This window comes from Bifidobacterium stellenboschense (assembly GCF_000741785.1).
Taxonomy (GTDB): Bacteria; Actinomycetota; Actinomycetes; order Actinomycetales; family Bifidobacteriaceae; genus Bifidobacterium; species Bifidobacterium stellenboschense.
In genome coordinates this window covers 45,949-66,078 of the sequence record NZ_JGZP01000016.1, presented here as the reverse complement: position 1 = coordinate 66,078, position 20,130 = coordinate 45,949, and the positions used below count along the sequence as shown (strand labels likewise).

At 62.9% G+C, this 20,130-nt stretch carries 15 protein-coding genes; 8 read left to right on the top strand and 7 right to left on the bottom strand.

Annotated features, from left to right (window positions below):
• Positions 1-241 precede the first annotated feature (241 nt).
• On the bottom strand, positions 242-2,647 hold the full coding sequence (locus tag BSTEL_RS08435; protein WP_156963243.1) for an N-6 DNA methylase: 2,406 nt from the start codon (positions 2,645-2,647) through the stop codon (positions 242-244).
• Positions 2,648-2,988: 341 nt separating this feature from the next.
• On the opposite strand from BSTEL_RS08435, the gene BSTEL_RS08430 reads away from it, so the two are divergent.
• The 5 genes from BSTEL_RS08430 to BSTEL_RS08410 all read left to right on the top strand — a co-directional run bounded on the left by BSTEL_RS08430 (position 2,989) and on the right by BSTEL_RS08410 (position 7,306).
• Complete coding sequence (locus BSTEL_RS08430) at positions 2,989-4,092, top strand: hypothetical protein (RefSeq protein WP_034529522.1); 1,104 nt, start codon at positions 2,989-2,991, stop codon at positions 4,090-4,092.
• Between the two features lie 208 nt (positions 4,093-4,300).
• Positions 4,301-5,020, top strand: a complete 720-nt coding sequence (locus tag BSTEL_RS08425; RefSeq protein WP_034529521.1) for a hypothetical protein — start codon at positions 4,301-4,303, stop codon at positions 5,018-5,020.
• A 28-nt stretch (positions 5,021-5,048) separates the two neighbouring features.
• Complete coding sequence (locus BSTEL_RS12195) at positions 5,049-5,642, top strand: hypothetical protein (protein WP_156963242.1); 594 nt, start codon at positions 5,049-5,051, stop codon at positions 5,640-5,642.
• On the top strand, positions 5,642-6,382 hold the full coding sequence (locus tag BSTEL_RS08415; RefSeq protein ID WP_034529516.1) for a prolipoprotein diacylglyceryl transferase: 741 nt from the start codon (positions 5,642-5,644) through the stop codon (positions 6,380-6,382). The genes BSTEL_RS12195 and BSTEL_RS08415 overlap by 1 nt, the downstream gene beginning before the upstream one ends.
• A 165-nt stretch (positions 6,383-6,547) precedes the next feature.
• Entirely contained in the window at positions 6,548-7,306 is a 759-nt protein-coding gene (locus BSTEL_RS08410) for a hypothetical protein (protein ID WP_156963241.1), read from the top strand.
• Between the two features lie 245 nt (positions 7,307-7,551).
• Here BSTEL_RS08410 and BSTEL_RS08405 read toward each other — a convergent pair whose 3' ends face one another.
• Together BSTEL_RS08405 and BSTEL_RS08400 are read right to left on the bottom strand one after the other, a co-directional pair.
• Positions 7,552-8,016: a hypothetical protein gene (locus BSTEL_RS08405; protein ID WP_034529511.1), complete on the bottom strand. Its 465-nt coding sequence runs from the start codon at positions 8,014-8,016 to the stop codon at positions 7,552-7,554.
• Entirely contained in the window at positions 8,016-8,747 is a 732-nt protein-coding gene (locus BSTEL_RS08400; protein ID WP_156963239.1) for a hypothetical protein, read from the bottom strand. The genes BSTEL_RS08405 and BSTEL_RS08400 overlap by 1 nt, the downstream gene beginning before the upstream one ends.
• Positions 8,748-9,042: 295 nt before the next feature.
• Between BSTEL_RS08400 and BSTEL_RS08395 the strand changes: the two genes are divergently transcribed.
• From BSTEL_RS08395 to rhuM, 3 genes are all read left to right on the top strand, one after another.
• Complete coding sequence (locus BSTEL_RS08395) at positions 9,043-10,464, top strand: hypothetical protein (RefSeq protein WP_034529505.1); 1,422 nt, start codon at positions 9,043-9,045, stop codon at positions 10,462-10,464.
• A 70-nt stretch (positions 10,465-10,534) separates the two neighbouring features.
• Positions 10,535-11,566: a metallophosphoesterase gene (locus BSTEL_RS08390; protein ID WP_034529502.1), complete on the top strand. Its 1,032-nt coding sequence runs from the start codon at positions 10,535-10,537 to the stop codon at positions 11,564-11,566.
• Positions 11,567-11,803: 237 nt separating this feature from the next.
• Complete coding sequence (rhuM, locus tag BSTEL_RS08385) at positions 11,804-13,105, top strand: RhuM family protein (protein WP_202962082.1); 1,302 nt, start codon at positions 11,804-11,806, stop codon at positions 13,103-13,105.
• Here the strand turns inward: rhuM and msrB are convergent.
• From msrB to BSTEL_RS08365, 4 genes are all read right to left on the bottom strand, one after another.
• On the bottom strand, positions 13,018-14,034 hold the full coding sequence (gene msrB / locus BSTEL_RS08380; protein ID WP_051922986.1) for a peptide-methionine (R)-S-oxide reductase MsrB: 1,017 nt from the start codon (positions 14,032-14,034) through the stop codon (positions 13,018-13,020). The two genes, rhuM and msrB, sit on opposite strands and share 88 nt — an antisense overlap.
• Positions 14,035-14,044: 10 nt before the next feature.
• A complete protein-coding gene (locus BSTEL_RS08375; protein WP_202962081.1) occupies positions 14,045-16,921 on the bottom strand; it encodes a bifunctional lysylphosphatidylglycerol flippase/synthetase MprF in 2,877 nt (958 codons plus the stop codon).
• Between the two features lie 14 nt (positions 16,922-16,935).
• Entirely contained in the window at positions 16,936-18,276 is a 1,341-nt protein-coding gene (locus BSTEL_RS08370; protein ID WP_420796404.1) for an alpha/beta hydrolase, read from the bottom strand.
• Between the two features lie 1,084 nt (positions 18,277-19,360).
• Positions 19,361-19,891 (bottom strand): Hsp20/alpha crystallin family protein, encoded by a 531-nt coding sequence (locus BSTEL_RS08365; protein WP_034529497.1) that lies wholly within the window; start codon positions 19,889-19,891, stop codon positions 19,361-19,363.
• Positions 19,892-20,130 lie beyond the last annotated feature (239 nt).

Here is a 20,130-nt window from a genome sequence, read left to right as displayed (position 1 = left end):
TCCGGCGAGGGCCGCGTGAACGTGACGCTTTCCACGCTGCGGCTCGCCAAACCGCTCGACCCGGAACTCTACCGCCACCTGACCAGCTGAGGCGGATGCGGAGGGCCGGCAAGCCCCAGCGAAACGAATCGGACATCACACACCCGTACCGTTTCGCCTGCCGAATCCCGTCAGCCGATGCCACCTCGAAGAAGCCCATCAAATCGGCAGAACACGGGCGGCCAACGAGTTCGGGCACCCTCTACTCGGCATCCGGTCCCGCACCGTACCGCATGCGTTCCGCGATGATGCCGAACTGGCGACGGTAGAGATCGGCCTGACGGCGTAGCGTCTCCACCCATTGCCAATACCGGACAATCTGCCGTTGCATCTCCGGAGACACAATCGGTATCTCCAGTTCCTTCGGACTCGCCCGTCGCCCCTTAGACTTGGCGACCAGCTCACGGTTCCATCGGCCGCGCAGCATCAACGCGAGATACTCCGGGTCCGGAACGACACCGTCACGGCCGTAATCTAGATCCGCTCTCACGACATACACGCTTCTGGACACGCGGTGCCCTCCGTCCTGGTCGATGGCGACCTGAACATCACCGTTGACGGTGAGCAGGATGTCGTCGCGCTTGGTCATGATATCCGGTCTGGCCCTCGGATGGGCTTCGAGCTCCCGGAGTCTCTCATCCCAAGACGGGATGGGGGGACGCGCCACAATCCTGTCCGGCATAGGCTCATCCGGCATAAGCTCATCGGCCACGGCCCCCTCCGAGGCACCATCCGAGGTACCATCCGCCGGCTTCCCCGCGGTACCCTCCGAGGCATCTGCCGAGGGGGCATCCCCCAAGACGATCCAGTCATAGTCGCGCACATCGGATGTGCGGATCACGTCATCCGGCAGTCCTTCGCGCTCCGAACCGGGGACCGTGCCCTGCTGAATCCATGCGACATCCTTCAACGGCGCGACGGGCACGTCTTGCAACCCGCGGAACAGCTTGTCGTCCTCACCCAGCCGAACCAACTCGTCCAGAGCCGATGCGGCATCCTCCCGCATCTTGCGAATCGACTCCTCGCCGTCCCGATAGGCCGTGATCAGCGATGTGGGTTCCGGCGTCTTGCGGCGCAGCAGATCCTTGGGCAGCAACGATGCTCTGTCATGCGACGACGTCACTTCACTCACGGGGACCATCCGCGCGGCGATGCCCTTATCGCAGAATCCGCGCAACGGTCCGACGAGATAATCGGGAATCCCGCCCTCGTCCCGATACAGTCCGGCATCACCGCTCGCGTCGACCACCGCTACGCTCCCGCGCGACGGGTCCGGCGCGGACAACACCCACAGATACACGGGCACGACCGACGTGACGTACAGGTTCGCCGGGAGCGCGACGACCGCCTCCACGCAACCGGCTTTCAGCAGTTTGCGACGGAACTCCTCCTCGGCGCCCACGCGGAACAGGACTCCCGCGCTCGTCACCACGAACGCGCGTCCGCGCTTGCTCAGATGGCTGATGGCGTCCTGGATCCACGCCACCGAGGCGTCCACGACCACCGGCTTGCCGGACTGCGTGACTGTGGGGAAACAGTACTTCCACCGCGGATCATTCTTGGTTCCCTCGTCCGGCTTCCACTTGGAGTCGATGACCGGCGGCTCCTCCATGATGAGGTCGGCCTTCACCTTCGGGAACGGATCCTCCGCGAACACGTTCGCCTGACGGATGACGGACCCGTCGGATGCGGTCGGGAGCGTCACGTCGGTCGTTCCGGAAAGACCGTCCAGCAGGAGCCGGCGGGTGGCGACTTCCAGCGATCCCTTCCTGCTGTCGGCGCAATAGACGGGAGGCGTCCACATGTCGCCGTCACGCGCCTTGCGGAGAAGCGTCAGATACGATTCCATGATGCCGCACGCCGGATCGTAGACGATCGGAATGGACTCCTTCGGCAGTCCGGCGCGCCAATACGATTGCGCGAGGTCGGCGAGCAGATGCGATACGCGCGAACCCGGCATTCCGCTCTCGCCGCGCATGCGCCCCAGACTGGCGATGCTGCGCTCCAGCATCGCCGAAGACAACTGCGAGAAGGCCGTTCCGTCGACCTTGAAGAGGCTATCGACGTACATCAGCAGATCGTGCAGTTGATAGAGCGTCAACCCGCGCACTCTGTCCGTCATGGTCAACGCCATGCGGATGACCTCGTCGGCGTGCCTGCTGCCTTCCCCGCAGCCGGCGCCTTCGAGGATGCGCTTGACCAGCGGCGCCAGACGGCTGCCGATCGGCGTACTGTCATTCTGATCGTTGGTTCCATCGACCAGTTTTTTCCAACGCGCGGACAGACCGTATTCGTCGACGACGACGCGCAGGCACATCGCCCACAGCACAATCGATACGGCTTCGACCGGATCGCCGTCGCCGCGCCAGTGTTCGAGGAACGTCCACATCCCCTGTTCCAGACGGATGTCCTTATACTTGACACCCCTCGAATCGAGCCATTTGACGACTGCGCCGTAGTCGAACAACGGCCGTCCGTCCTTGGTCGCAACGGACTGGGGGAAGCCGGTGTTCGCGCGTTTTCTCCAATTGGAAACCGCCGAGGGACGCATGTTGACCATTCTGGCGATGTCCGATGAGGACAGCATATAGGAATATTTATCACCCACGACCGCATGCTCCTTGTTTGCGGCGGGTGCCGGAACCCGCCGATGTTCGTCAATGCCTGTTGGACACGAAAGCCTACCGCGCGCGACCCCCGTTTGTCAATTGTGAAACTATCTCACACAAAACTCATGTACACTGTTTCCCAGGTCGTCCCGAACGCACCGTGCATCGCGGCGCAACCACACAAGCGAGACGACCCAGCATCGGCACAGTGCCGACACGAACGTTTGGTCAAGGAGGGTCAACATGCGACACGCCGAGTGTTTCCAACGAAATCGGCCACTCTCATGGCTTTTATCCGGTTGTGAATGATGAATGGAATAGAAGGACGGAGGTCATCACCATGAACAAGTCACGTCGCACCAATCCACAGCGTAGGCGTCGTGGGGCATCCCGCAGGCGTCGCCATCCGGCATGCCCCATCGTCAACGAGCAGCTGCGCTTCTGGAAGGAGACCTATCGGCCACCGCAGCACCAGCGACCTGACTACTCCATCGGTCAGGAGATCATCGACTGCAAGGGACCGAACGAACACATCATCGCCATGCTGCTGCCCATCGCCGAGCGCTTGCTGAAGAACAAGCCCAATTTCCGCCGCCAGCTCAAGCATCTCGAATGCAATCCCAATTACGCCATGCTCAGCGAGCCTGACGGCGTGGTGATGAACCTCTGCTACCAATGCGACCGCGACGGAACCCCCATCGGATTGGGACCCAAGTTCGTCGATCTGTACGCGGAGGCGACCAGCGACGCATCATTCCTGGCGCGTGCCAGCACGGCGATGTATTGGGCGCTGCTGGACGTCTACGACGATACGGACTTCGGTCGTCTGGCCGCCACCATCAGGCATCGCCTGACCAGCGACACCAACAAGGCCTTCTTCGTTGAGAGGAAAGCCCATCATCTCGACGACCAGTCGAACCAGAACGCCTCCACAGGCACGTACTACAAGCTCCTGGGCGCCCCCGACAGAATCGTCCGAGCCCGACGCAGAACGGTGTACGAGAAGGTCTATCGCCCGTTTACAAAACTTAAAATGCCGTCCGAGGAGGAACTGCAAGCCAAGCATCGGCAGCGTATGCAGTTCCAATACCACGTGAATGACGATGGCAACGGCATCAGCATCGACAGGTGCAGAGGCTGCAATCTCGGCAAGAACAAAACAGAGGCCGAGTTGTACGGCGAATTCGACCGATGGCTGATGTTCCTGTTTCAAACCGTCCACGGGGCATTGAGCATCTACGATGTCGCCCAGGTCATGGTGGACTTTCGTCCCGACCTGATCCAGGACGGCTTCGACCCGTCCCCCAACATGGAGAAGGCGCTGGAATACGACGAACGGTACTCCGACAAACAGGATGAGTTCGAGGATCGGATATCCGATCGCGTGATGACGTTCATCGACGATACGACGTTCCCGACCTATGCGGACCCCTGGATGGCCTGAGCAAGCCAATCCGGGTGCGCGGCCCTGTGATTGCGGACGATAAAGGAAAGGAACACACCGACGACGCACCCGGATAAGACCCACGTTTCTTTACGTAACCCCAAACAGTTAGCCAAGGATGGCCAATATGCGACACGCCGAGTGTTTCCAACGAAAATAGCCCTCCAGCAACCTTTGTCCGGTTGTAATGAGCGGAAAGGAGAACGATATGCAATGCATGATATGCGGAGCGAAACTGACCGGCAACGGACGTTGCCTAGCGTGTGAGCGCCGTCAGCTCATCCGAAGCGCCACGCCGGATCGGCTCTGCTACCCGAATCGCGGTATTGACCCTCAGTTGCAGCATGAGTGGAACCAGTTCTTCATCCGCGCCTATAACGATGTCTCCGACAACGGTCACTACACAGGTGCCGAATCGTTCGGTCCGCCTATGAGGTATTTCAGTGACGATGAACGACGAATGGCCAACGCTCCCTACGAATTGCTCCAACACAGGCACTGGACGTACACGACTCGTGACCATGCAACCGTCGATTCATCCGGAGACGTGACTTTCCATCGCGGAGGCACATATAGGGCTTGGGGCACGGCCGGCATGGATCTCTACCGATTCCTCGCACAGGGGTCACTCACCGTAACCGAACACGGGTTCTATTATCTTCCCACGGCTTTGGTCAGCGGGCACTCGTTCTGGAGCGGGAAAGAGACACTCCGCCCCGCCACGACGGGATTCGCTTCCGTAGGGTTCTCCGACATCGAATCGGCAATCATCCTGAACTGGGACACCGTACAGCTCGAATACAACAACTGGACGCACTATCGCCTCATCACGCCGGTGGCGACGCTCATCTTCGCCCTATACTGCCTATGGCGCGATGCCAACAATCCACAGCTGCCCACGGTCCTGCAAGTCTGGAGTTGGGTCTGAGCAGCAGCCAGAACGGAAGGAGAACGGAATGAGCAACCCCAATCAGCAACCCACGATCCCTCTGCCGCCGCAAACCCAACAGGCGGATCCCGCGCAGTCATATGGCTATGGGTATGGTCCGTCCACCGTCCCCATGAACGCGCCGACGGCCCCGGGATATGTCGGAACTCCGATGAACGCGTCTTACCCTGCGGGGCCGGTGCCGCCGTCAGGGCCGGTGCCGCCGGCTTATTCGAACCCAGGATATCCGAATGATCCGTATCCGCCGAACGGAACTGGACCATACAACAGCTATCCGTATGTGGTACCGAATCAGGCACCGCAGAAAAAGCCGGACTCGGCCGCTGGATTAGCTCTTGCTATTGTCAGTCTCAGTATCGGCATTCTCGGCGCAATTTTCTGTTGTCTGGGAATTTCCAATCTCGACTTTTTGATTCCTGCAGCCTTCTTGGGAATCATGGGGATTGTGGCCGCCACCATATCGAAAAAGCTTGGATACAAGGGCACAGTGAGAACGGCCGGATTCGCCATCTCCGTAGTCGCACTGTCCGTCAGCGCGGTCATCCTCATCACATGCTTCGGCTGCGTTGCATCCTCCGATAGCTCTTCACGTAATACCTGATGTATCCTTATCTGATATTCGGCACGACCGTCCTATCCACATACGGCGTTTTGTTCGTCACGGCCGCGTTTGCCGCCGGCGGGTACATCACGCTCCGCACATGGCATGAACGACAATCCGTCGAAGACGCGATCTACCTGTACGCATTGACCGCGATCGGCGCAATCGTGGGAGCGAAACTTGTGTATGCACTCATCACATTCGCCAGCGGTAAGGCTCACTCTCCATCGGAGATTTTCGGAGGCTCCTCCGTCGTAGGAGGCATAACCGGTGCCGGTATCGGAGCGATAGTGACGTGCCGGTTCTTCGGCTGGAATATCTTCTCGTTCCTGCCTCGTCTGGCGCCTGCGCTGCCGTTGGCGATATCGATTATCCGCATCGGGTGCCTGTTCGAGGGATGCTGCTACGGGAAGCCGTTCGCATACGGCATCGTATTCCACGAATCCCCCGTCGCCCCCAACGGCATCCCGCTGGTTCCGACGCAAATCATCGATTCCATCATCATGTTCGTGTTGTTCGGCGTCATGCACATACTCTCCGCACGCATAACGCCAGAACGTCTGCTGACGATACTGACGTGCTGCTGCGCGGCGGCACGATTCACCGAAGACTGGCTCAGAGGGGACGCCGCCCCCGTGCCGCTGCCGTTGCTCACAATGACGCAAGTGGTGATTCTCGCGCTGATGCTGCTCGGCATGCTGATGATAAATCCGGTTAAAGCACTAGCACAGCGGCATTAATACCTGTATCAGCGCGTGACACGCCGATAAAGCCCTGTGTTTTCAACGATTCGCATGTCATTCATTGCGTTTGTCCGGTTGAGATGAGTGACAAGGAATTCGGAGGAAACGAATGGAGGTCTCGCCATGAACGGGAACCAACAGCAGCATCGGAATCGTCGAATCATGAGCATGAGCAGGTTGGTGGCGTTGGCGGCATCGGTGCTGGTCATCGCAAGCTTGTCCGCATGCACGCAGCCGTACACGTATGCATCCGGAGCCACCGACGATAGCGGCGAGCAGTCGTCCGCCGCGTCCGAGCGGAGCAACACCACTGGAGATGACGCTTCCACGGATTCCGACAATTCAGCAGGCACGTCGGATGCGTCGGAGGCCTGCCAGGCAGTGGTCGATGACACGATCAAGGCGTTCAACGCGCTCAAGGAGGAAGTCGACAACGCCGACATCAATACAGATATGCTGCTCGCCAAAGACCCGAATCTGGAAGTGCAATGGGAGATCGCCTCTGAGAATCTGACGAAACCGGATCTGTCTTGTGACGGCTCAGTCGAATCGATGCAACAGACGGTGAAGTCGGCGCAGAAACTGGAGAAGTCGTACAAGGATAAACTCATCGAAGTCAAGAAGCTCATTAGCAAGGCGGAAGACGAACTCAGCACTTCCACCGATCCATCCACGCTGCCCACCGACGACTCCCTCGAATCCCGCATCGCCCAAGCGAAAGCCGTGCTGAAAAATACGGCGAATGGCGGCCTCTGCAATCCGTATGACCGCGGTCGTCTGGCAGACGTACTCGCCGCATCACAGGATATGCTGACCAGTGGAACCGCAAGCGAGCAGGACATCAAAGCCCAATCATATAGCTTGCATCAAATCACGGAGGATGTCCGTACGAACAAGTGTCTGGCCCGGACCAACGAGTGATTCCGTACGCCACCGGACGACATTGCAGTGCTAAGCTGTTTGCCATGCTGCGTGGGATCCCGCGACGAAGGGGAATGATATGAGTTGTGCACCTCGTTATTTGGATGAGACATATGAACCACCACGCCACGATTATTCCATTGGCAGGGAAATCGCCTCCAACAGGGGCCCGGGGGAACAGACACTCGCGGCGTTGACCCGCACCGCCGAGCAAATATTGAAGGAGAACCCCAAGCTCGATAGAATCACCCAAGCTGTCTGATATCGGGCGGGGCGGGGAGCGGATGCTCGCCTTCTTCGCCCATGCGGCCCCATTCCAGGATTTGGTAGCGTACGGGCACGTTGCCGGCGCGAATTTGCATCGCCACCTCGAATGAGGCCCCAAGGACGCACCACTGGTGCGCAAGCTTGCCGATGGTCACGGCATAGTGGCGCAGGCAGTAATACCACGTATGCACGTGCAGGCAGGCGGGATCCCAACAGTATCCGCGGATGAAATACTCCGGATCCTTAATGCAGGGTATCGGCTCGGGGCCATCGTCGACGTAGACGCAGAACGGTTTACCTTTTCCCCGACCATCCGGATCCGGTGGGAAATCGACGTCAACGGGGCCTCCGGTCGTCACCTGTTCCGGCGAATCCACCGCCAGTCCCCGAGTGATGTCTCGCGTCACCGTTCCCCGCGTCATCACCGCGCCAGTCATCAACATCACACGTTCTCCCGATTCTCCGCACGCAACCGCACCAACGCCTGCGTGACAATCCCGTACCCCTCGGATTCGCGCATCATCACGAGACGATGCAACAGCGCGGAATCCTCCTCCAGCCGTGCGAGCACCTCCTCGTCGCCGACCACGTCCGGTCCCTCCGGATACCGGGAGTACACGCTGACAGCCGCCGGGTTGCCGTACCGGTACGGTTCCGAACGTTCGACGCCGATCTCCACGTCCCTGTGCATGCCGTCCGTCCTGCGTGACCGGCACGTCAGCTGCGTATCATACGTGAGCGGGAACACAAGACCGCATCGTCGTTCCGAGACCGCGCACACCCACGGCATGCATGTGCCACCGTCAGCCGTGTCATCATCGTCCTCGATCAGCAGGTTTGCATTCCGCACGTCCGCGAATGTAGGCACCATATCGATGCCGGTGATGCGGATGTCGGCAACATGCAGCGCCAGCGGATCGGCGTACGTGATATGCAGTCGCGTCGTCGAAGACCGCCTGCCCCGCTGCACGTTCGCACGCAGATACCGAACGTCGAACATACGGTGCGGACTGTGCATCGTATACGCCACCTCGCCGTACCGGTATACGAGCACAGGCAGTTGGAACCGGCAATCCCATTCGCCGTCCGGCATACGGCGCGGACGACGGAAACGGTACACATGGAAATCAGTACCGAGTCTGGCATTGATGAGACCGGCATCATGGTTCATCATACGCATGGGCCGAAAGCCCTGTGCATACCGCAAGGCAAGCACGGCCCTGCCTTCGTCGTCGTTCCCGCGCGACACACTCGACATGATGCACACGTTCCTTTCCGCTCGTCGCGACCGTCGCTCTCACTTCCTATAACCGGACAAATGGCGGGACGACAGCGGATGGCGGACGACCGGCGTGTCGATACGTCGCCGAATCGTACGAACAGTGGTTTGTCCGGTTATAAGAAGTGAGTGCGGAACGATACGGACACGACGCCCGCACGGAACGACCTCACGCGGAAAGAAGTGAATCATGCAGGAACGATCATCGTTCGACGGCATCGCCGACACGTACACGTACCGGTTCGCATGGTCGGAACGTCGATTGGAGTTCTTCATCACCTGTGACGAGATGCCGTTCCGCAATCCTGAATCATCGCCGTATGCCGACCAGCTGCTGCGACGGACAAAACAGGACATCCGTTACTATCTCACCCGTCTGCGCGATTCAATCGAACCGATCCCCAAGCCGCTCCACACGAACGCCGATGCAATCACCCGCCGGTCGATGCTGAGCGCCACGCGCGACGCCGCGTTGGCGCGATCATCCGACCCGGATCCGTGGCCGCGGTTCACCGCCGAGGAGCGGTCGCTGCTCGACGAAATCCCGCTCTGGGCTCCCGTGGACACCTGCCAGTTCAACAAGGAGCAGCTGTTCCACCGTGCCACGGATGCCTACCACGGCGCGATGGACGTGCTGCTCATCATGGCCGCGAACCGTCGCGACAGCGGAGATGTCGACGACGCCGACCGAATCGACCGGATTCGCTACGGCTACGAACGCCGATTCACCCGACTCAACCCGAACAACCGCCGCAAGGCCATCGCGTTCATGGCCGACTGCCTGCACGAGTGCGCCGCCCAACTGCAGACCATGGTCGCCGACTACTATCCCACGTCGAACCATGATCTCGCACCATGGCTGCGATCACACGCCGACACATCTCCCGTTCCGCCCACCTCGATCATGCGCGCGGCGCTGCACTTGGGCACCACCCGATACGACGCGACCGTGTTCGAGCACCAATACTGGCCGTGGCTGCCTGAGACCGGCCACCTGCAGGCCGGCTGGCACATCCGGTTCGGCGTCGACATGTATATGGACTTCCAAACCGTCCTGGACTCATTGGACCGCCCCTTCCGCATCGTGCAGTACCAGCATGTCGACGGCCTGCCGCGCTTCGTCTTCACACCAACGAACAGGGGGTCACGTCTCATGCCGGACGCACTGCCCGAATCATTGCATCTCGTCGCACGGCTTTATGAGATGCTTGCCTCGCGGACATGCTTCAGCTGCGGCACCCAGCATGACGTTCGCTGGCTCATCCGCCGCCCCCGCGACTGGCGGAAACCGCTCTGCAGGAGGTGCGTACGCACGTCGCGATACTGGAGGCGCGAATGGGACGAGTTCAAACCGATCCCCGACAACGTGCTCGACGATCAGCAGACCCGGTACATGGCCAGGCGACTTCGTGAACTCGGATTCGACGCTTTGCGCATCCACGGGCTGATTGCGACGTGTCTGAACGAAACGGGGCAATCAGAACAATCACCGAAACGGACACCGGAACGAACGCCGGAACTAGCGACGCCGGCAGAACAAACGAAACAAACGAAGACAGCGAGACCGCAGTACGATCAGCCACAAGGAAAGGAACGGAATCATGCGGATTGACGATCTCATCTTCGGCACGTACGATGCCGACGACTAAGACGGGTCTGCGGCCGTCGCCAAGGCGCGCGTATTGCCCGAACCGCCGCAGCGTGCGAAACGATGGCGGCGCGGACTTGGACAGGATGGTTCGCGCGCCGACCACATCCTCTTCTCCGGCGACATCCACTGCAAGGGCACGAAGATCTGCCCGATCATCGAGGAGGCGGCGGATCGCACTGACGCCGGCACGATCGTCCTGCTTGGCGACCTGCTCAACGAGTGGGGCATCAGCGCCGCCGGCGAGATCGCCGCGTTCGAGCGGCTTGCGGAGTGGGTGAATCGGCAACGTGAGCAGCGCGAGGTCGTCGTCCTGCTCGGCCATCACGACCTCACCTACTGGGCGGATTCCGCGATGGCCGACCATCGCGCGTTCCGCGACACCTGCCCCGGCTACAACGATGGCGCCTATCCGGACGTGCATTATCTGCTGCACATGATGCGCCCGCGACTCGCCTACGGGTTCGCGGATGCGCGGGGGAATCAGGTGCTCGCCTCGCATGCCGGCGTCACGCAGGCATGGTGGGAATGGATGATCGGCAAACTCGCCGACGCGGGCGAACCACTGCCGGGAGAACCATTGTCAAACAAGCCGCTGCCGGATGAGACACTGCCGGGCGGCGACTCCGCCGAAAAGACCGGCGCCCGCTCCCCCATCCCCGGCGCGGCACAGGTAGCCGATGCGATCGACGCGTTCGCGCAAGGGCATATCGCCGGCGGCATCCGGCCGTTCGGCGTAATGGTCGGATATGAGCGCGGCGGCTGGCCCGGATCGATTCCGTCGCCAGTCTGGACCGGCATGGAGGAGTTGGCGCTCGACCCGCTCGCCGGATACCGGCAGATCGTCGGCCACACGCCGGTCACCACGACGCTCTACCGCCGCTGTGGCATCGGCACGGGTGCGCCTGCCGCAGCCGGACGCCAGTCGGGGCGCCATCGCGCGGAACTGTGGTATTGCGACACTCATTCGCTGTATCGCAACGGACGGCCGATCGGCGACGACTCACTGCTACTGTACGACCGTGCCGCCGGCGGCGCGTGGAGCGTCACGCCGCACACGCAGTGACGCGACGACGACAGGCATCACGGCCGCGACAGGCGATGATTTCATCATGGTGTTTCACGTGAAACATCACCGCGAAAACCATCGCGCCCTACATCCACGTCGACCGGCGCAACCGCGCCCCACGCGCGCCTTATGCCGACATTCACCTCATGTCGACACTCACCCCGCATCAGATTCGCATCCACATCGAAGCAGTCCCCGCCGTGTCTCATATAGCGCATATGCTATATTAAAGACATGAAAAGCATTGAGGAGCTGCGCGAGGAGCGCCGGCGACTGCACGTCACGCAGGGCGCGGTGGCGAAGGCCATGGGGACCACCCAGTCGGCGCTGTCGCGCGCGGAACGCGAAGGGAATCCGACACAGGATTTCCTGCAACGGTACGAGCAGGCGCTCGACGCCCTCGCCAGCCCGCTCACGCCGGCCACGGCAAGCTTCACCGGCATCATCTTGCCCGATGTCGATGATGAGCCCGACGTGGCCGCATCATCAGACATCGTCACGAAAACGCCGCCCCACGAATCAGCCAAGAACATTGAACTGTACCGTTCCGAGGATGGCACCATACAACTGGAAGTCAATGTGAATGGCGACACGGTATGGCTGACTCAGGCCCAGATGGCGGAGCTGTTCGGCCGTTCCGTAGCGTCGATTTCCCGGCATATCACCAACGCCATTGCGGAAGGAGAAATCAACGGAGAAAGCAATTTGCAAAAAGTGCAAATTGCCCAATCCGACAAGCCTGTCACCTACTACGATCTCGACGTCATCATCTCCGTGGGTTATCGCGTGAAATCGCAACGCGGCGTGCAATTCCGCCGCTGGGCCACCACCGTGCTGAGGCGATATCTCATCGAGGGCTATGCGGCCAACAAGCGACGTCTGGAACAGCTGGGAAGAATCGTCAACGTGCTTGCCCGCAGCGACAACCAGCTGGCAGTCGGCATCGCGGATGTGGTATCAAGCTACCTGCCGGGATTGGACATGCTGCGCGACTACGATGCGCGCGAACTGTCTCCTGAACCGCAAACACATCCGGTCTGGAAGCTCGGGACTGATGACGTCCATGCTCTGTCGATGCGTCTGAGACAGGCATACCCCGCCGATTCGTTGCTCGGGCAGGAACGGGGCGAATCCGTGGAACGCATCATCGGCGCCATCTATCAGAGCTTCGACGGTCAGGACCTGTACCCGACAGTCGAGGAGAAAGCCGCGCATCTGCTGTATTTCATGGTCAAGGACCATCCATTCGCCGACGGCAATAAACGCATGGCCGCCGCACTGTTCGTGCGATTCCTTGAAGGAAACGCCGACGCCTTCGCCGGCGGCCATACGCCGGAAATCACCAACAACGATCTCGCGGCCATCACGTTACTCGTAGCGGTAAGCGACCCTGACGAAAAGGACGTGATGATCGATTTGGTGGAACGGATGCTGACCGAGCCGCGGCGTCACTCGCTGGTCACGCCGGCCACACCAGCCGCACCGGCACCATCACCGTCGGCATCGCCGTCGACCACCGGGATCCACTTGGCGTAGCCCTCCTCCTCCATACGGGAGAGCGGCACGAAACGCAATGCGGCGCTGTTCATGCAGTAGCGCAGGCCGCCGCGGTCGGCGGGACCGTCCTCGAACACGTGGCCGAGATGAATCTGCGTGTCCGCGGTGCGGATCTCGATGCGCGGGCGGCCGGGCACACGGTCGTCGGCATGCTCGGTCAGCGACGACGCCGCAATCGGCTTCGAGAACGCGGGCCAGCCGCAGCCGGAATCGAACTTGTCACGCGACGAGAACAGCGGCTCGCCGCTCACGATGTCCACGTAGATGCCCGGCTCGAACGTGTGGTCGTATTCGTTGACGAACGGGCGTTCGGTGGCGGCGTTCTGCGTCACCGCGAACTGTTCGAGCGTCAGATCCCAGATCTTCTCCACGTACTTCTGGCGGCGCTTCACGTTCGCGATCGCGGCGAGCGGGATATGGCAGTAGCCGCCGGGATTGTTCACCAGATAATCTTGATGATGCGCCTCCGCCGGGTAGAAGTTGCGTAGCGGCTCGATGAGCACGGCCGGACGCTGCGGCTGGCGGTCGATCAGCTGCTCGATCGCGGCGATATAGGTCGACCGCTGCGCATCGGACGTGAAGAACATGCCAGTGCGGTACTGTCGACCGGAATCCTCGCCCTGACGGTCCACGGAGAACGGGTCGATGACCTCGAGGAACAGCAGCGAAAGCGTGCGCAGGCTCACGCGCGACGGGTCGAACGTCACCTTCACGGTTTCGGCGGCGTCGGTCTGGCCCGCACACACCTGCTCGTAGGTCGGGTTCTCGACGGTGGACTGCGCGTAACCGACGGTCGTGTCGGTCACGCCGTCCACGTTCTGGAAGTAGCGTTCCAGCCCCCAGAAGCAGCCGCCCGCGAAATAGGCGACGTTCGTCGCGTTGTTCTTGTTCTCGTTCGTATCAGTCATACGCCCAAGACTACTTGCGCAGGGTCCTGAGCATGCCGGCTATCTCGCCGGGCGTGACGGACGGCACGTAGGCGTGCGTGACGGCCAGGCCGATCTGCGCGAGCTTCGCCGGATCCGGGTAGCACACGTACACGGGTTCCTCGCTCGGTTGGAACTTGCGTTTGAAGTTGAACAGCGAGTGGAAGCCGTACGCGGGTTCCATCCAGTCGGCCACGAGCTGGAGCGCATGTTGCAGCACCGCGACGCCCTCGCCGCCACCGCCCGGCAGCGTGTTGTCTCGCTCCGGATTCATGCCGGCCAGCGGCGCGGCGGACAGGCTCATGAACTCGACGGCCGAGCCCGCCCCAGCCGAAACACCAGCCCCAGCCGAAGCCGAAACCCCAGCCGAAGCCCCCTCATCCCGCAACCGTTCCGCCATGCGCGCGATCAGGAACTCCATCACGCCGTTCGGGCTGTCCGTCCGATGCCGCATGAAGTCGAGCGTCCATCCGACGATCCGCCCGTCGCGCCACGTGGGCAGCCAGCTGGTCACGCCGAGCACGCGACCGCCCGCATCCACCGCGTACAGCAGCCGCACGCGCGGGTCGCGCAGCTCCTCGACGCCGCCCAGCGTGAACTTCATCTCCGGCAGCGCCTTGCCTTGCGCCCACTCCTCGGAGATGTCCTCGATCTGCTCGCGCACGTCGAGCGGCGCATCAAGGAACGTGGAGCACACGTCCACGACGCCCTGACGCTTCGCCTTGTTGATCGCGGTGCGGATGTCCTGCCATTTCTTGCCGGTCGTCTTCCACTGCCGCGGGTCGACGACCATCTCGCCGCCCACTTCGATCGACTGCCATCCCATCGCGAGCAGTCGGTCGCGCTGTTCGCGGTGCACCGCGTAGAACGCGGGCGTCAGCGACCGCGACGCGCAATACTTCGAGAACGCGATCAGATCGTCATCCCACTCGGACGGATCACCGAACGGCCCGGTGCAGGTGAGCGCCACGCCGCCCCACACACGGTACGCGACCGCGGACCGCCCGGAATCGGACATCCAATACTCGTTGCCCTCCCACGTGGTCATGAAGCTCATCGACTCGCCGCCGGCCTCGACGAGCCGTTCCGCACGGGCGCGCGCACGCTCGTCGACCGCCGTCACGTCGCCCATCCACCGCACGACGACCACCAGCACGACGATCCAGAACACGAGTCCCACGCCCTGGTACACGATCGACGCGAGCGGCGTGACCGGCACGAACGCGAGTCGCACGTGACTGAGAAACCCGATCGGCAGGAACCGTCCCGGCAGCTCGGCGAGCAGCGTCGCGGCCGTGGCGCGCGGCGCGAACTCGCCCGGAAGCGCAAGGCCGTACAGCAGGTACACGGCCGTGCATGCGAGCAGCGCGAGCACGCACGCCGCCGCGCCGCCGGCGAGACGCCGCCATCCGACGCGCACCGGGAACCGGCGCAGGCCGACGATCAGCGCCACGGCGAATGCGAACGGCGGCAGCGCGTTCGCGACGCACGCGGCGAACGCGCCATGGTCGACGAGCGAGTAGACGCCGTCCGGCGCGAACCGCAGCGGCACGACGAGATAGTAGGCGATCGCGACGCCCGCCGTGACGAGATTGACGGCGATGGAGGCGACCGCGGCGAACCGGCGGCCGCGGTACAGGCCCCACGCGAGCACGAGCGTGACGGCGGTGGGCAGCAGCGAGCGCAGCACCGCGCCGGGCATCGACGTGCGCAGCAGGTCGAACTGGAGGAAGCAGTCGGTGCGTGTGGAGCCGGCGATGCAGCGGGCGAGCGTGCCGTCGTCGGCCGCGGCGGGGCTCATGATGAGTCCCAGCGTGCTCAACGGTCCGGCGTGCGTGTGCGCGGTGATGGCGAGCACCGGGCCGAGCGCGAGCACGACGGCGATCGCGGCGTAGAGGCGGCGAATCTCGTACGAGGTGCCGCGCAGCCAGTGCCAGCGGATTTCGGCGGATTCGTCAGAATCCTCGTCGAACGCGCGCAGCCGCCGTTCGCGCTGCCGCAGCACCACGCCGGCGACGTGTCCGATGATCGCGGCGGCGAGGATGCAGTAGCCGCCGGGATTGCCGCTGTACAGCAGCGTGACCAGAATCGCCACGTAGCCGACGAGGCGGATGCGCTGCCGCCACAGGTGCGTGCAGTACGCGCTGGCGGCCATCAGCGCGCCGACCGGCAGCGTGAGCGGGCTCAGCACGAACGAGATGCGTTCGACGATGCGGGTGTCGTGCAACAGCGACCCGGTCGCGGCGCACAGCGCCAGTCCGACGATCACGCCGCCGAACGCGCATGCGACGGCGATGCGCACGGTGCGCGCGCGGCCCAGCCATCGTTCGGCGAGGGACAGCATGACGAGCCACAGCAACGCGTCGAAGACCAACTGGATGATGCCGCGCGCGAGGAACAGCGAGCATACGAGCTTGTCGAGGCTGAACTCGGCCATGCTGGTGTGCAGTCGCAGCGGGAAGTCGAATCCGGTGATGGCCGCCACGATCCACGCGACGAGGTTCACCGCCACGAACGCGAGCGTCGCGCCGACGGCGAACCGGTGCGCGGCAACCCATCGCCGCGCGTCGCCGGCGAGCGCCTGCCACGCCTGGCTGTTCCGACGGGACTTGCCAGTCTGACGGGACTTGCCGGCCAGGCGGGGATTACCGGTCTGACGGGGATTACCGGTCTGACGGGATTGCGGTCGGCCGGTCCGGCTGGCCTGACTAGTTTGGCCGGCTCGGCTAATCTGCGTGCCCTGGGCGGCCTGGCTAGTCTGACCGGTCCGGCTGGCCTGGCCTGTCTGGGGGGCCTGACTTGTCTGGGTAGCCGGGCCTGTCTGGGTGGTCTGACTTGTCTGGCTGGTCTGCTGGGTCTCTCCGCTCATTCCTGCACCTCCGCTCATTGCTGTACCTCCACTTGCGGGTACTCCTTGATGCTCTTCGTCATCTCACCGAGTCCGGTGCGCGCGCCGAACCAATCGACACCGGGGCGCCACACGGCCTGTACCGCATGCCAGTCGTGGCCGCGCCCGGGTACGACGATCTCGGTTATATCGCTCACACCGGCCTTGCGCGCGGCCGCGGCGATTGTGCGCATGTTGCGGATGGAATCCTTGTCGCGCTCCCCCGCGCCGGCGAACAGCGCGAGCCCGCGCGCCTCGTCGGGGTCGAGCGCGGCGAGCGCGTTGACCGGCACCTGCGCGTCGTAGTCGGCGCGGCGGCCGCGGAAGTAGTTCGTCGTCATGTCGGCGACGGACCCGTTGGTCGGCTTGAGTTCGCCGTCGACGGGCAGCATCGCGCTGTACAGGTCGGGGTGGCGCGGCGCGAGCTGCGTCGTGCACGTGCCACCCTGCGAGAATCCGCCAATCGCCCACATGCGCGGAGTGGCCGCAACGGGCAGCGTGCGTTTCGTCCACGCGACGACGTCGCGCGTGAGATACGTTTCGGCGTTGCCTTGGCTGGTGTCGGCGCACAGGCTGTTGTGCGTGTCGGCACCGTTCTGGTCCGGCACGACGACGACCGGCGCGAGACCGTCATGCGCGTCGGCGTACGCGTCCATCATGCGCGCGAGTCCGGCGGCGGCGACCAGCCGCCCCGGGCTGCCCGGCTGCCCGGCGAGCAGTTCCATGACCGGCAGTCGCGGCGGCCGCTTCGCGAGCGCGGCCGGCGGCAGGTACACCATCGCCTTGCGCGCGTTGAAATGGGATTTCGTGTTCGGGATGGTCACGGACAGTATGCGGCCGTGCGCGGGATGGTCCGGCGCGGCGTGGCGCGCGGCGGCGGCGCGCCACTGCGCGACCGTCATCGCCGCGCGGTGGACGGTCACCGAGTCGAGCGACGGGTACGGCGTGTATCCGACGAGACTGCCGATGGTCTGGTATTCGCCGAAGATCGCGTCGATTCTGAGTCCGGTGGCGACGAGCGTGAGCGGGATGAGGATGACGGCGATCGCGCGGGTGATGCGGCGGGCGGCGGCGCGGGGCGCACGGCGACGGTTCGCGACGACGATTGTGGCCGCGATCGCGCCGAGACCGGCGAATCCACAGGCCGCGGTGATGATGACCGGCCAGCCGAGCGAAACGCCGAACACCATGATGCCGTCGGAAAGGAACCAGGCGAGCAGCAGGCCGGCGAGGCCGGCGATCGCTGTGGTGGCGGGGATGGCGAGAATGGGGAGGAGGAGGGCGGGTGGGGCGGCCGGGGTCGAGGTCGGAGTCGGGGCGACCGTGGTCGGAACCATCTCGGACAGAGTCGGGATGACCGTGGTCGGAACGGTCTCGGTCGGAGTGGCCGCGCGGCGGGTGGGGCTGGATGATTCGGCGGAGCCGACGGAACCGGCGCAATCAGCACCGCTGACGGAATCTACGGGCTTGCCGGGAGCTGGGCGGACGAGCGCGATGACGAGTGATATGACGAGCGCAATCGCGGCGCATGCGGTGACCGCGAACACGGTTCGTGGCAATACGCCCCGGACCAGTGACACCTGCATCAGCCATGCCGACGACGCAACCGCAGTTGAGACCGAAGCAGAACCCATCTCGATCATCCCCATGACGTACTTCACAATGCGCACGTAAGCCTAACGCGCGATTCAGGAAGAGCCGAGAAAACCCACGATTCTCCCCGACGATTCCCATAATTCCTTCAGGTAGAGTGTTGCCGCCGGCACCCCGCAGACTCCCCCCTCTCCGCTCCCGCCGGCGGAAGCCGGCATACCATTCCCCCTCCCACTGGCGGACATTGCCATACCATCCCCGCTCCCGCCGGCAGAAGCCCGCACAGTCAGACGCATCCACCATCCATTCCCGCTCCCGCTGGCGGGAGCTGTCAGACGAAGTCTGACTGAGGGTGGTTCCCGCAGGTGATTTCCCACAAGTGATTCCCCGGGGTTGTCCCCGCGGGTAGGTTTCCCGGGGCCGTCCCCGCAAGCTCAAACAAAAGAGGCCGGCACATCGGGAATCAACCCGATGCGCCGGCCTCCTGTTAGCTGGCATTGTTTCCGCGTCGCCCGTCTACTCAATCCCAAGGAAGGGGGACGTATGGGGCGGACGACGTAACGCACAGCATCTGGCGCGTCTTCAGCAACGCGTCAGTCCTGCAATTGCGGACCGGCCTACGGCCGGACTCAGACCTGCCCTCGCTCGGCTCCCGCCTCGCTCAGGCTGACGCTACGGACACCCCACCGGGGTGTCCGCTTAACGGCGTCTCCTCCGGCCCTGCAATTGCGGACCGGCCTACGGCCGGACTCAATCCTGCCCTCGCTCGGCTCCCGCCTCGCTCAGGCTGACGCTACGGACACCCCACCGGGGTGTCCGCTTAACGCGTCAGCCCTCAATCGCGATCTGGTGCTTGGACTCGACTTGGGGCTGGGCCTGCATCTTCGGAACCTGGATGCACAGCGTGCCGTTGTTGTAGCTGGCGTGGATGTCGGATTCCTTCACCTCGTCGCCCACATAGAAGCTACGAGAGCAAGAACCCATGTAGCGTTCGCGACGCAGCCAACGACCGGACTCGTCCGAACCGCAGGCGCACTGCTCGCCCTTGCCCTGGGCGTCGGAGCCGTTCGCGGACTCCGGAGCCTTGTCCTCATGCTCGCTGGAACGCGAGGCGGACACGGTCAGGTAGCCGTTGTTCAGTTCAAGCTTGATGTCGTCCTTCTTGAAGCCCGGCATATCGATGTCCACGTCGTAGCCCTTGTCGGTCTCACGCACATCCGTGGTCATCATGTTCGCCATCGTGTTCGCCGGCATCATGGAACCCATCTGGTTGTCCATGTTGCGCCAACCTTCGAAGAACGGGTCGTCGAACAGATCGGAGAACATCGTGTCATTCATCAAAGCCGGAAACATCGCCATAATCGGTACTCCTTCAACAAGGAGAGAACACGGCTTGGCTACCGTCCCACCCACCGCCCTGCCATAGGCGGCGAACGGAAGCGGATATCGTGGCCGGTTCCGGAACCCCTCCCGGGGCTCTCACCTTCGCCTTTCACTTCCCTCAATTCCCGGGGCGGCGAATCATTCCAAGGTTTTACCCACAGTGAACATGCGCGGGAATCGACGAGCGACATACCCGTGAATCCGCGAATATGACC

Coding starts and splice junctions, on each gene's coding strand:
- BSTEL_RS08430 (WP_034529522.1), top strand. CDS start 2,989: ATGAACAAGTCACGTCGCACCAATCCACAGCGTAGGCGTCGTGGGGCA.
- BSTEL_RS08425 (WP_034529521.1), top strand. CDS start 4,301: ATGCAATGCATGATATGCGGAGCGAAACTGACCGGCAACGGACGTTGC.
- BSTEL_RS12195 (WP_156963242.1), top strand. CDS start 5,049: ATGAGCAACCCCAATCAGCAACCCACGATCCCTCTGCCGCCGCAAACC.
- BSTEL_RS08415 (WP_034529516.1), top strand. CDS start 5,642: ATGTATCCTTATCTGATATTCGGCACGACCGTCCTATCCACATACGGC.
- BSTEL_RS08410 (WP_156963241.1), top strand. CDS start 6,548: ATGAGCATGAGCAGGTTGGTGGCGTTGGCGGCATCGGTGCTGGTCATC.
- BSTEL_RS08405 (WP_034529511.1), bottom strand. CDS start 8,016: ATGTTGATGACTGGCGCGGTGATGACGCGGGGAACGGTGACGCGAGAC.
- BSTEL_RS08400 (WP_156963239.1), bottom strand. CDS start 8,747: ATGATGAACCATGATGCCGGTCTCATCAATGCCAGACTCGGTACTGAT.
- BSTEL_RS08395 (WP_034529505.1), top strand. CDS start 9,043: ATGCAGGAACGATCATCGTTCGACGGCATCGCCGACACGTACACGTAC.
- rhuM (WP_202962082.1), top strand. CDS start 11,804: ATGAAAAGCATTGAGGAGCTGCGCGAGGAGCGCCGGCGACTGCACGTC.
- msrB (WP_051922986.1), bottom strand. CDS start 14,034: ATGACTGATACGAACGAGAACAAGAACAACGCGACGAACGTCGCCTAT.
- BSTEL_RS08375 (WP_202962081.1), bottom strand. CDS start 16,921: ATGAGCGGAGAGACCCAGCAGACCAGCCAGACAAGTCAGACCACCCAG.
- BSTEL_RS08370 (WP_420796404.1), bottom strand. CDS start 18,276: ATGGTTCCGACCACGGTCGCCCCGACTCCGACCTCGACCCCGGCCGCC.
- BSTEL_RS08365 (WP_034529497.1), bottom strand. CDS start 19,891: ATGGCGATGTTTCCGGCTTTGATGAATGACACGATGTTCTCCGATCTG.